We start from the raw sequence: 12,555 nt of genomic DNA, 5'->3' as shown, positions 1-12,555 counted from the left end.
CGAACATGTTCCGATCCTTCAGCATCCAGTTAAAGCTTATTTTGTTTGTTTCGCTCATTACGGCTGCGATGACGGGCATTATCGTCACCTTTCATGCGCTCAGCCTTGAGCAATCCGTACGCCAAACCTTTTTCAGCCAGCTAACTGCCATAACTACCGCGATAAACGGCAGATACGAGGAGTCGCGTTCTATCGAAGATGTGCAGCAAATATTCGATTATATCCAGCTGCGGAACAGAAAAGTGCTGGGTTTGACCTTACATAAAACGGACGGCAAGGTTTACGCATCTACCGAACGGTCCAAAATCGGCAATGCCTCTCCCTCCTATGTGCAAAGGTCGCTGACGGAGAACAAGGCTTTTGTCGAGCAGCAAACGAAGGAATACGGCATTTCGTCAGTCCGCTTAATGGCTCCGTTGTTCGAGGATGGCGCAACCGTCGGAGTGATCGAGCTTATGTTGGATTCAAGCGGCGAGGATGCGCTTATCCGGGAAAAAGTTCGTACGGACATTGTAACAGCCATCCTTTGCAGCGTGTGCTTTCTGGTCCTGTTCTGGTTCTTTCTCCAAAAGGTGCTGGTCAAACCGCTGTATAAGCTACGCAAGGCTGCGGTTTCAATCCAAATGGGCGGGCGAAGACATAAGGTCAAGATGACTGCTTCTTCCGAGATTACAGAGGTCGCGGATGCGTTTAATGACATGGTCGAAAACTTGGACACGCGTTACATTGAACTGCAGCAAGCTCTTGTGACGCTTCAGACGACGCAGGAGCAGCTCGTACAAGCGGAGAAAATGTCGGCGCTTGGCGGACTGGTTGCGGGCGTCGCGCATGAAATCAACACTCCGATCGGTGTAGGTGTAACGGCTATTTCGTATCTGGAGCAGCGAACGAAAGAATTTTCCGAGCTGTACGGTCAAAATCGCATGAAAAAGTCGGATTTGGAAAGCTTCGTCAAATTGTCGCAGGAGACCGTTGATATGGTTCAAACCAATCTGCGCCGCGCTTCCGAACTGGTCAAAAGCTTTAAACAAGTTTCCGTGGACCAATCAAATGAGGAGAAACGAACATTCCGGTTACTCGATTATATCGAGGATACTTTACGGAGCCTGCAACCGACGATCAAGAAGACAAAGCAGCGGACGGTTGTAATCGGCGATCATGAATTGGAAGTGAACACTTATCCCGGCGCAGTCTCCCAAATCGTCACAAACCTTGTGATGAACTCGCTCATTCATGCTTATGATACCGATACTGAGGGCTATATGATCGTAAACATCCAGCGGAATGAGGACCGTCTCCTTATTCAATACGCGGATGACGGCAAAGGAATGCCGGAAGAAGTGGCGGAAAAGATTTTCGAGCCATTTTTCACGACGAACCGCAGCAGGGGCGGCACTGGACTCGGCATGCATATCGTCTACAATCTTGTTACGCAGAAATTAGGCGGAACAATCCAATGCGCAAGCTTTCCAGGCCGCGGTACAACCTTTTTACTCGAATTCCCTATCAGACAGGAGGAAAATCATGAGCTACAATCCGCATGAGGAAGACGAACTTATTTTTGCCGACGAGGACGGGACCGAATCAGGAAGCCTATCTGAATCGTGGAAGGTCATTATCGTGGATGATGACAAAGAGATTCATCAAGTGACCAAATTGGTCATGAGCGATTTCGAATTTGACGGCAAAGGGATCGAATTTATTAGCGCTTATTCCGCCAGGGAAGCGCGTGAAATACTGCCGCTGCACAAGGACGCTGCATTCATTCTGCTTGATGTTGTCATGGAAGAAGACGATTCAGGCCTTCAATTGGTTAAATACATTCGGGGCGAATTAAAAAACAGCAGCATCCGCATCATGCTCCGCACCGGCCAACCGGGACAAGCGCCCGAGAAAACGGTCATACTTGAATATGACATTAATGATTACAAGGAAAAGACGGAGCTGACCAGCCAGAAGCTGTTTACCATGTTCGTATCTGCATTGCGGGCATATCGCGATATTACCGTCATCGAGAAAAACAAATTAGGACTCGAGGAAATCATCAAATCTTCAGCAAGGCTGTTCGAGCTGCAGTCGCTCGGGAAATTTTCGTCCGGGGTACTGACGCAGCTGACGAGCTTGCTTAATCTGCATCAAAATGCGATCCATGTCGGCAGCATCAGCAGCCTCGCGGCTACGAAAGGCGGCAAGGATATCATCATCATGGCCGCGACAGGCGATTATTCGGGTCTTGTTAACGAGCGGGCCCAGGGCACCATTCCCGCTGATGTCATGCAGGAAATGGAACAAGCCTTCGAAAGCAAGCAGAGTACGTTTAACGATTCGTATTTCGTTGTGTTTTTTGAAAGTAAAACCGGTTCCGAGAACGTTATTTACTTACGCGGTAACAACCGTCTGAGTGAGTGGGACCGTTATTTGATCGAAATCTACTGCGCAAATGTCTCGGTCGCGTTTGAAAATATTTATTTGAACACAGAGATGGAAAATACGCAGAAGGAAATTATTTTTACGATGGGGGAAATTGTTGAGACCCGCTCCCAGGAGACCGGCAATCATGTTAAACGCGTTGCAGAATACTCGAAGCTGTTGGCACTCAAAATTGGGCTGCCGGAAGAGGAAGCCGAACTGCTGCGGCTCGCTTCCCCGATGCACGATGTAGGTAAAGTCGGTATTCCCGATTCCATATTGAATAAGCCGGGCAAGTTGACAGACGAAGAGTTCGAGCTAATAAAAACCCATACGACGATGGGCTACAGCATGCTGAACCATTCGCAAAAGGATATTATACGGACCGCTGCGACTATTGCGCTGCAGCATCACGAGAAGTATGACGGTACCGGCTATCCGAACAGGCTCAAAGGGGACGAGATTCATATCTTTTCACGAATCACGGCAATTGCCGACGTGTTTGATGCGCTTTGCAGCGAACGTGTCTACAAGAAAGCATGGCCGTTCGAGGACGTAATCGACTTGCTCCGTACGGAGCGGGGCCGTCATTTTGATCCGAACCTGGTAGATGTCTTTTTTGCGAATTGGGATGATATATTGGCAATCAGATCCGCCTATGCGGACCGGTAATAAATTTAAACGGCATCATTTATTTTAATATAAAATGAAAAACGAGGCTTATACGAAGCCTCGTTTTTGGTCTTTTGAAAATTTATGAACGGATTTGAAGCGAATAGATATCCGTACGGCGATCCCGGAAAGTCAGCGCATCCTTAGACTTACGATAACGCTGCAAAGTCTCCATATCTACTTCGGCCATGATGACCGTTTCCGTATTTTCACTGCACTCTCCCGCAATACCGTCGCGAGGGAATGAAAAATCAGCAGGTGTATAGATGCCCGACTGAGCGTATTGAATATCCACGTTGTCCACATGAGTCAGGTTACCTACTGTACCTGACGTAACGGTAAACACTTGATTCTCAATGGCGCGCGCTTGCGCACAATACTTGACACGAAGAAAGGTCTGCCGGTCCTCCGCACAAAAGGGCACGAAAATGATTTGCGCCCCTTCCTCTGCGACAATACGGGAAATTTCCGGGTACTCGATATCACTGCTCAATTGAATGGAAATTTTTCCGCAATCCGTATCAAACACTTCCAATTTCGATCCTCCGTTGATGCCCCACCATTTGCGCTCATTCGGGGAAATATGAAGCTTATACTGCTGTGCGATCGTTCCATCCCGGCGGAACAAGTGAGCCACGTTATAGATTCGGTTATTATGCTCTACGAAATGAGAGCCCCCAATTATATTCACGTTATACTTAACGGCTAATTCAGAAAACAATTCGACGTAATCTTTAGTATATGTGCATAATTTTCGGACGGCTAAACTCGGGGAGCGTTCATCCAGAAATGAAAGCAGCTGCATCGTTACATTTTCCGGAAATACGGCGAAGTCCGATTTATAATCGGAAGCTACATCGACATAATGCTCACATTGCGTCGCGAATTCCTCGAAGGAGTCAATCTTTTTCATCATATATTGGATAACGCAGATGCGTACAGGAAATGACATTTTATAATGGGTTTTGTTAATGTTCGGCTTATAGTCAATGTTATTCCATTCCAGTAAGGCAGCATAGTGCATGGAATCTTCATCGTCCGGCAAATAATTGGTAATGATGCGCTTCAGCGTGAAGCCGTTCATCATTTGGAAGGTCAGTACCGAATCGTAAATATTTTGCTGCAATACTTCCTCAGCATAATCCCTAGGCGACATGGAGTCGCTATATTTATGATAACCCGGAATACGCCCTCCGACTATAATACTCTTGAGGTTCAGCTTTTCCGCCAAACGCTTTCGCGCTTCATATAACCGTCTGCCAATTTTCATACGGCGGAAGTTCGGATGAACCATGACCTCCATCCCGTACAAGCTTTCGCCGCGCGGGTTATGATTCCGGATGTAACCCTTATCCGTAATTTCCGAATACGTGTGCTGCTCCAAATAATCGTCAAAATTGACGACCAGACTCGAGCAAGAGCCAATAATCTCTCCATCCAGCTCAACACATATTTGCCCTTCAGGAAAAATACGGATATGACTTTCCAGCTGATCTAATTTCCATGGCTTCATATTCGGAAAGCAGCTATTTTGCAGTTCAATAATCTTATCAAAATCCTCACGTTCGATGTTTCGAATGATCACTTTTTTTTCGAATTGTGAAATTTGATTAGATGTCATAGATTGACTCCTTGTAAAGATGTTTACCCCATCATACGTTTGGAGTTTCATGGTCGTATTAATTAACGTTAGTTGATTTGTAAACTTTTCTTCAAATTCAATTTTTTGATTTATGTTATATAACGTGACACCAAAATGTTGATATACGGCAAAAAGGTCGGTATTGATTATGAGGATGATCAATTTGAAATTTTTATGTTATGTTTCTTGACATGAATGAAAAAGCGAATTATAGTAGCAATATAAGATTTCAACAGCACAACGGCACAATGATGTGCCAGTACCGGCATTGCAGTCTATCCATACAATATTGTAGACGGGTAGGCTTTGTATTCTACATCGATTATTAATAAAGTCAGTCACGACGGCGTGGCTGCAAACGGCAAAGGGGCCGATTAACAGAATTCGCATTTATGCGGTTCTGTCAGTCGGCCTCTTTTTGCCCGATCACTGCCGAGAAATGGAGGGAATACCGAGAATTAAAGAGAGAGGTGTTAAAACAGCACCAGCAACGAACGAACATGAATGATTCCGGCCAAAGCTATGATTTAGCCGGAAAGAAAACCAAGGTTTATTAATTATAGGGGGAATGAAAAATGGAAGCACAAAGTTTTCGTAAGTCTGGCCACTTTCCAAGTTTGTTGTCATCTTTTCTCTATTTTGATGTAAGCTTTATGATTTGGGTATTTTGCGGAGCTTTAGCACTCTTCATTACCAAAGATTTTGGTTTGTCGGATACTCAGAAGGCTACCATGGTAGCAATCCCGATTTTGGGAGGTTCCATTTTCCGGATACCGATGGGGATATTGGCGGACCGTATTGGCGCTAAAAAAGCAGGCCTTATCGGGATGGGGCTTACCACTATTCCTCTTCTCTGGGGTTGGCTCGGCGGAACAAGCCTGGTTCAAGTTCAGTCGATCGGGTTCTTGCTCGGTATCGCGGGTGCAAGCTTTGCCGTCTCGCTTTCCTTGGCCAGCCGCTGGTATCCTCCACAATATCAAGGTCTGGCGATGGGAATTGCCGGAGCAGGCAACAGCGGTACTGCGCTAGCTACATTTTTTGGACCACAGCTAGCGACAGCGTACGGATGGCACACTGTTTTTGGATTGGCACTTATACCTTTGATCGCTATCATGATTATTTATGCAATATTAGCCAAGGATGCTCCGAATGCTCCTGCGCCTAAAACCTTGAAGGATTACCTCAGTGTATTTAAGTTCGCGGACACTTGGTGGTTCTCCCTATTCTACTCAGTTACATTTGGCGGTTTTGTCGGATTTGCGAGCTACTTCAGCATTTTCTTCTACGATGTGTATGGCGATGGCGTAAACCCAGGCGGTTTAACAAAAATACAGGTAGGCTACCTGGTTACTCTTACCGTCATAGCGGGCAGCTTCTTTAGACCCGTAGGCGGTTGGATTGCTGATAAAGTTGGCGGAATGAGATTCTTGACCATATTGTTTAGCGTAGTTACAATCTGCGCGTTTGCGATTGCAACAATGCCTAGTTCATTCCTTGTTATGCTTCTATATACAAGTGTTATGATGGCTTGCCTCGGCATGGGGAACGGATCGGTGTTCCAGATTGTTCCGCAGCGTTTCTCCAAGGAAATCGGAGTTGTTACCGGGATCGTCGGAGCCGCAGGCGGTTTAGGAGGATTTTTGCTTCCTAAATATATTCTTGGTCCATTAAAAGAAACGACAGGCACTCACGTTACCGGATTCCTTGTTATCGGATCAATCGTATTAGTTATGACACTTGTTTTCTACGCAGTATCGCGCTCTTGGAAAAAGTCTTGGGCTACAACAGAATCCGGAGTTAATTTCTAAGTAGACAGAATCTCTTAAGCAAAAAGATAGGGCACCCGGCAGGGTGCCCTTAGCTGTTTCTCATTCTTTACTATCGCTCTATTTCTGGACTTTCACAGTCGTTTCACCGATTACCAGAATACCGTTGACATATCCTCTAAAATGCAGTGTAACCTCGGCAGCCGTCCAATTGAAATCGGAACGTTCGAATTTGAATTGTCCAAGCTTCGCCTGATTGTAGTAGCCATTGTTGCTGGTAAGAGCCTTCACGCCATTTAGAGTTACGGTATTTAGATTGAAGCCTTCAGAACTGTAGCCACTCGGCAAATCTACCCGGACGGTAAACACGCCTTTATTGCCTTTAATGATATTAGGAGTCACCGCTATGGTGGCCGGGATGTATACAACAAATTGTTTTTTCAACGTAGTGCTCAGACCCGCAGCATTAGTAACGGTCACTGTAACGGTATAGACACCCGGCTTGTCCAATACAATCCCGCTGTTTTGCTCTGCTTCCTCGGTTGCTCCGTTTGGACGGGTCACGGTTATCCTATTGGCAACGATACCCGAAAGCGTATCGACTGCCGAGTACGTCAATTGCAGCGTCGACCCTGCCTGATACTCTTCCTTAAGATTCATTGTAATGACCGGTGCGGTCTTGTCGATTTTCACCACAGCCGTATTCGCAGTCTCGATGTTTCCGGCCGAATCAACCGAGTAGAAAGCCACTTTATGAATACCTTCATCACTGACAGTGAACGAACTGCCTTCTTCGTATACTGAACCGTCGATCGAGTAGAACGTTTTGGCTGTGCCGCTTAGCGCATCCATTGCGGTTAATTTAACGGTCACATCTTCTTTCGACCAATCTGCAGGAGCATCCGAATGAGTAACAGGAGCTGTCCGGTCAATCTTCACTTCGATGTCGTGAGCCGCTTCCTTAATACCCGCATGGTCAACCGAATAGAAGCTGACCTTGTTGATACCCTCGTTTTCTACCTTAAACGAGGTGCCTTCCAGATAATCGGAGCCGTTTATCGAATAGTACGTCTTCGCTATACCGCTATGTGCATCCGTTGCGGTTAATTGTACGGCCGCTTCTTTTACCCATAACGCAGGAGCTTCCGAAACAGTCGCCGGAGCCGTCCGGTCGATTTTTACCACAGCCGTATTTGCAGTCTCGATGTTGCCGGCTATATCGGTTGAGTAGAATGTAACTTTATGGATACCTTCTTCACTCACGGTGAACGAACTGCCTTCTGCGTATGCCGATCCGTCGATCGAGTAGAACATTCGGGCTGTACCGCTATGCGTATCTGTTGCAGTTAATTTAACGGTCACATCTTCCTTCGTCCAATCAGCAGGAGCGTCCGAATGAGTAACAGGGGCCGTCCGGTCGATTTTCACTATGATGGCTTGAGCGTCTTCCTTATTGCCTGCTCCGTCAACCGAATAGAAGCTGACTTCGTTAACACCCTCGCCGTCTACTATGAACGAGGTGCCTTCCTGGTAATCAGAGCCGTTAATCGAATAGTACGTCTTCGAAACGCCGCTATGAGCGTCCGTTGCAGTTAATTTTATTGCCGCTTCTTTCACCCATAACGCAGAAGCTTCCGTAACAGTCACTGGGGCCGTCCTGTCAATTTTCACTTCGATGGCCTGAGCTGCTTCCTTGTTGCCGACTTTATCCACCGAGTAGAAGGAAACTTTGTTTACGCCTTCTTTGTCCACCTTAACAGAAGTTCCTGCCGTATATTCGCTGCCGTTCAGGGAATAGAATGTATTCGCGACTCCCGTTTCGTTATCTGTAGCCGATAAGGTGACAATCTGGTTTAGATTCGTCCAGCCGGCGAGTGCCTCCGCTTTCGTTACCGGCGCTTCCGTATCGATAATCAGCTTGGCGAGGACGGTATTTGATGGCTCCGACAGGCCGAACGAGTTGCTGTACGATGTCACAAAGTACTCATGGTTTCTATAAGATAAATCCGTTACCGTGTAGGACAGATTGTTCAGCTTCTCCGTCAGCAAAACTGGTTCTCCGTCTATGATCTCATATACGTTATAGCCGTTAGCGTAGGTTACGAAACTCCAGGATATCCGGGCGCTCGTGCCGCTTAACAGCTTCAAGGTGGCGACCGGAGGCTGCATGACCGGGAACACGATCGTTTCGGTCACACGGTTCGAAGACGCCGATTCGCCGAAACGGGTGCTGAAAGCAGTCACTTCATACTGATGGGTATCCTCTGACAGATTATATACTTTAAAGCTTAAGGCCGTACCCTTATAAATTAATTGCCGGGTACCTCCTGTCAAATCATAAACGCGATATTCGTTTGCCCATGTAACAGCAGGCCAAGACAGCGTAATATTGTTTGCGTTAAAGACGGTCCCTGTCAAAACGGGCGGAACAACAACCGGCCATACAAGCGCAAAATTGGAGGTGCTTCCGATCGGCGATTCACCGAAGCGGTCGCTGTAAGAGTGCACCACGTAACTGTAATCGCCAGCAGGCATATTGACGTAATTAACGGTCGTGCCGGTTAATGTGCTTTTCAGCACTTTTTGCCCATCGACTAATTGGTACACCTTGTAAGCCGTCGCATAAGCTACCGCATTCCATTTCAATGCGATGTCGTTTCCGTTTGAAATGGTCTTCGTTAAATTGCCCGGGGCTAACATCAACGGCCAGAGTAAGGTGAACTTGAGTTCGCTGCCTTCCGGCGAATCACCGAAACGGCTGCTGAAGGAGCGCACCACGTAAGTAAAGTCGCCCTCAGGCTGGTTCGTCAACGTAATACTCGTTGCCGTCTGAGATTTCACCAACACCTCTTTCCCGTCAACAAGCCGATAAAGCTTGTATGCCGTTGCATAGGTTACGGGGTTCCACCTTAAGGTGATGTCATTACCGTTCGCAACGCTTTGAGTAAAGACGCCCGGCGCTTGCATGGTTGGCCAGACTAATGTGAAGTCGAGGTCACTGCTTTCCGGCGATTCGCCGAAACGGTCACTGTAGGAGCGCAACACGTAGTTGTAGTCGCCCTCAGGCTGATTCGGCAACGTAATACTTGTTGCGGTCTGAGATTTCACCAACACCTCTATCCCGTCAACAAGCAGATAAAGCTTGTATGCCGTTGCATAGGTAACGGGGTTCCACCTTAAGGTGATGTCATTACCGTTTGAAACGCTTTGCGTAAAGTTACCCGGTGCCTGCATGTTTGGAATATTAAGCGTAAAAGTCACCTGGCCGCCTTCCGGCGATTCGCCGAAGCGGTTGCTGACGGCATGAACGATATAGGTGTGGGCGCCGCCCGTTATATTCGATTGCGTCGAAGTCAAAGTTGTAACCGAATTCTTCAGAAGCTTCTGACCGTCAACGAGCTCATAGACTTTATAGGAGTTCGCATAAGTAACAGCCCCCCAAGTCAATACGACGTCATTTCCGTTCAAAATTTTGTAGGCAAAATTATTGGGAGCAGCCACCACGGGATGATCCAGTATAAACGTTATTTTTGCACCTTCCGGCGACTCGCCCAAAATGGTCGAAACAGAGTGGATCTCATAGTTTAAAGGACCCTCCGGTTGGTTCGTATAGGTGACGGCCGTGCCGGTTACCGTGCTTTTCAGCATCTTTTGCCCGTCTACCACTTGATAAATCTTGTAGCTGGTTGCGTAAGATACGGCCGTCCATTTTAAGGTAATGTCATTTCCATTAGTTATACTGTATGTCGGATTCAGCGGAGCTTGCATGACTTGTCCGTCAAGCTTCATCGTCAGCTTAGTTCCTTCCGGCGATTCTCCGAAACGGGTTGAAACCGAATGAACTTCATACGTATATTCGCCCGGCGACATGCCGGTATATGTGACGTTTAGGCCGGCTACCGTGCTTTTAAGCACCTTTTGTCCATTTACGATCTGGTAGACTTTATAGCTTGTCGCATAGGCGGAAGCATCCCAGGTCAGGGTAAAGTCCGTCGCGTTTTTAATCGTTTGCACGAGATTGGCCGGCGGTTCCATCGTCGGATAGATCAGCGGGACCAAAACTTGGCTTCCTTCCGGCGATTGACCGAAACGGGTCGAAAACGAATAAACTTCATATGTGTAATTGCCTTGCGGCTGATTCGTATAAGTGACTGTTGTGCCTGCACTCGTGCTTTTCAACACTTTTTGACCGTTCGTGATTTGATAGACTTTATAGCTGTTCGCGTTTGGTGCGGCATCCCAGGTCAGAACGATATCGTTTCCGTTTAACAGTTTATACTGAAAATTGCCTGGCGCAGCCATGATTACGGCCTCCAGCGTCAACGTGACAGAACTGCCTTCCGCCGATTCACCGAAACGAGTCGAGACGGAATGCACCTCATAGACATAATTACCGGCCGGCTGGTTGGTGTAGGTGACCGTAGTGCCGGTTACCGTGCTTTTCAACACTTTTTGCCCATCGATCATTTGATAAACTTTGTAGCTGTTTGCGTTTGCTGAAGTCGCCCAAGTTAAGACGATATCGTTGATGTTCTGCAGCTTGTAAGTTAAGCTGCCCGGAGGCTCCATGGTTACGGCACCTAGCGTAAAGGTGACTTTACTGCCTTCCGGCGATTCACCGAAGCGAGTCGAGACGGAATGCACCTCATAGACATAATTACCGGCAGGCTGGTTGGTGTAGGTGACCGTGGTGCCAGTAACCGTGCTTTTCAACACTTTTTGCCCATCGATCATTTGATAAACTTTGTAGCTGTTTGCGTTTGCTGCAGTCGCCCAAGTTAAGACGATATCGTTAACGTTCTGCACCTTATAGGTTAAGCTGCCCGGAGGCGCCATGATCACGGCATCTAATGCAAAAGTGACTTTACTCCCTTCCGGCGATTCACCGAAACGGTCACTGAACGAGTGAACCTCGTAGGCATAATTACCGGCCGGCTGATTCGTAAACGTAACTGTTGTGCCGGTCACCGTGCTTTTCAACTCTTTTTGGCCGTCGATGACTTGATAGATTTTATAGCTTGTTGCATAAGTCGCGGCAGTCCAAGTCAGGACAATATCATTGACGTTTTGCAGCTTGTACGCCAGATTGGCCGGTGCTGCCATAGCAACAGACCCAACGGTTACCGTGATCCGGCTGCCTTCCGTCGATTCTCCGAAACGGTCGCTGTACGAATATACCTCGTAGACATAATCGCCGGCCGGCAGTTTCGTAAACGCAGCCGTTGTACCGGTCACCGTACTTTTTAAAACCTTTTGTCCGTCAATAATTTGATAAACCTTGTAATTAGTAGCGTAACTGGCGGCATCCCACTTTAGGTTGACGTCGCTGATGTTCGTAATGGTAAAGGTGAAATTTCCGGGTGCCTTCATAGCCGGATAAACAATGACAACTTCAACCGGAGCGGAAAGCGGCGATTCACCAAAAACGGAATTCGATGCGGTAACCGCATACTTGTATGTTCCCGCAGGTGTATTAGTGATCGTATATGTACGTGCCGTCTGCGTTTTGACCAGTGTCGTTTGACCGTCAACCTGGACTTGGTAAAGATTATAGCTTTGGGCATTAGGGGAAGCTCCCCAGCTTAGCATAATATCGTTTCCGTTCTGAATGGCAGAGGCCAAGGTTGGGGCAGTCATATCCGGGTAAGTGATATCCACCGTGATTGGTGCGCATGGACCGGACTCGCCATCCGGGCTTAAGGTTGATACCACATAGGTATACGACCCTTCCGGCAGACTGTTAATGGTAAATGTGGTTGTTGTCGATGTGCCGCGTGTGATGAGCTGGCCGTCCGTAATCTCATAGACCTTATAACCGGTAGCTCCAAATACGGCGCTCCATGTCAGCTTGATATCAGTCGGCGTTAAAGACTGATAAGCCAAATTGCTGGGAGGAAGCATGTTGTTGTTTGTCTCTGCCGCAAATACGCCTGCCGCAGGAGATAAAACCTGAATCAAAAGAAGCAGTGAAACCAGGAAGGAAAGCTTGTTAGCAGCTTGACGTTTTTTCATGTTTGTCCTACCTTTCTTTGTATAAACGGGATATAGGGCAAAAAAAATAAACCT

Annotated in this window: 5 protein-coding genes; 3 read left to right on the top strand and 2 right to left on the bottom strand. The window is 47.3% G+C overall.

Annotation, left to right across the window (positions count from 1 at the left end; translation table 11 throughout):
• The first annotated feature begins 5 nt into the window (after positions 1 to 5).
• The gene (locus DFP97_RS21335) at positions 6 to 1,544 is read left to right on the top strand and encodes a sensor histidine kinase (protein ID WP_114382214.1); all 1,539 of its coding nucleotides are present in this window, start codon (positions 6 to 8) and stop codon (positions 1,542 to 1,544) included.
• Entirely contained in the window at positions 1,525 to 3,081 is a 1,557-nt protein-coding gene (locus tag DFP97_RS21330; RefSeq protein ID WP_114382213.1) for a DUF3369 domain-containing protein, read from the top strand. The genes DFP97_RS21335 and DFP97_RS21330 overlap by 20 nt, the downstream gene beginning before the upstream one ends.
• Before the next feature lie 82 nt (positions 3,082 to 3,163).
• Here the strand turns inward: DFP97_RS21330 and DFP97_RS21325 are convergent, their stop codons facing one another.
• Complete coding sequence (locus DFP97_RS21325) at positions 3,164 to 4,702, bottom strand: bifunctional GNAT family N-acetyltransferase/carbon-nitrogen hydrolase family protein (protein WP_114382212.1); 1,539 nt, start codon at positions 4,700 to 4,702, stop codon at positions 3,164 to 3,166.
• A 596-nt stretch (positions 4,703 to 5,298) separates the two neighbouring features.
• On the opposite strand from DFP97_RS21325, the gene DFP97_RS21320 reads away from it, so the two are divergent.
• The gene (locus tag DFP97_RS21320; RefSeq protein WP_114382211.1) at positions 5,299 to 6,531 is read left to right on the top strand and encodes an MFS transporter; all 1,233 of its coding nucleotides are present in this window, start codon (positions 5,299 to 5,301) and stop codon (positions 6,529 to 6,531) included.
• A gap of 78 nt (positions 6,532 to 6,609) precedes the next feature.
• Here the strand turns inward: DFP97_RS21320 and DFP97_RS21315 are convergent, their stop codons facing one another.
• Positions 6,610 to 12,501 carry an OmpL47-type beta-barrel domain-containing protein gene (locus DFP97_RS21315; RefSeq protein ID WP_114382210.1) on the bottom strand — a complete coding sequence of 1,964 codons (5,892 nt, stop codon included), beginning with the start codon at positions 12,499 to 12,501 and terminating at the stop codon, positions 6,610 to 6,612.
• Positions 12,502 to 12,555: the final 54 nt, after the last annotated feature.

The sequence above is a fragment of the Paenibacillus prosopidis genome (assembly GCF_003337375.1).
Taxonomy (GTDB): Bacteria; Bacillota; Bacilli; order Paenibacillales; family Paenibacillaceae; genus Pristimantibacillus; species Pristimantibacillus prosopidis.
Note: the sequence above shows the minus strand (reverse complement) of the source record. Positions and strands in the feature narration are given on the sequence as shown.

Coding starts and splice junctions, on each gene's coding strand:
- DFP97_RS21335 (WP_114382214.1), top strand. CDS start 6: ATGTTCCGATCCTTCAGCATCCAGTTAAAGCTTATTTTGTTTGTTTCG.
- DFP97_RS21330 (WP_114382213.1), top strand. CDS start 1,525: ATGAGCTACAATCCGCATGAGGAAGACGAACTTATTTTTGCCGACGAG.
- DFP97_RS21325 (WP_114382212.1), bottom strand. CDS start 4,702: ATGACATCTAATCAAATTTCACAATTCGAAAAAAAAGTGATCATTCGA.
- DFP97_RS21320 (WP_114382211.1), top strand. CDS start 5,299: ATGGAAGCACAAAGTTTTCGTAAGTCTGGCCACTTTCCAAGTTTGTTG.
- DFP97_RS21315 (WP_114382210.1), bottom strand. CDS start 12,501: ATGAAAAAACGTCAAGCTGCTAACAAGCTTTCCTTCCTGGTTTCACTG.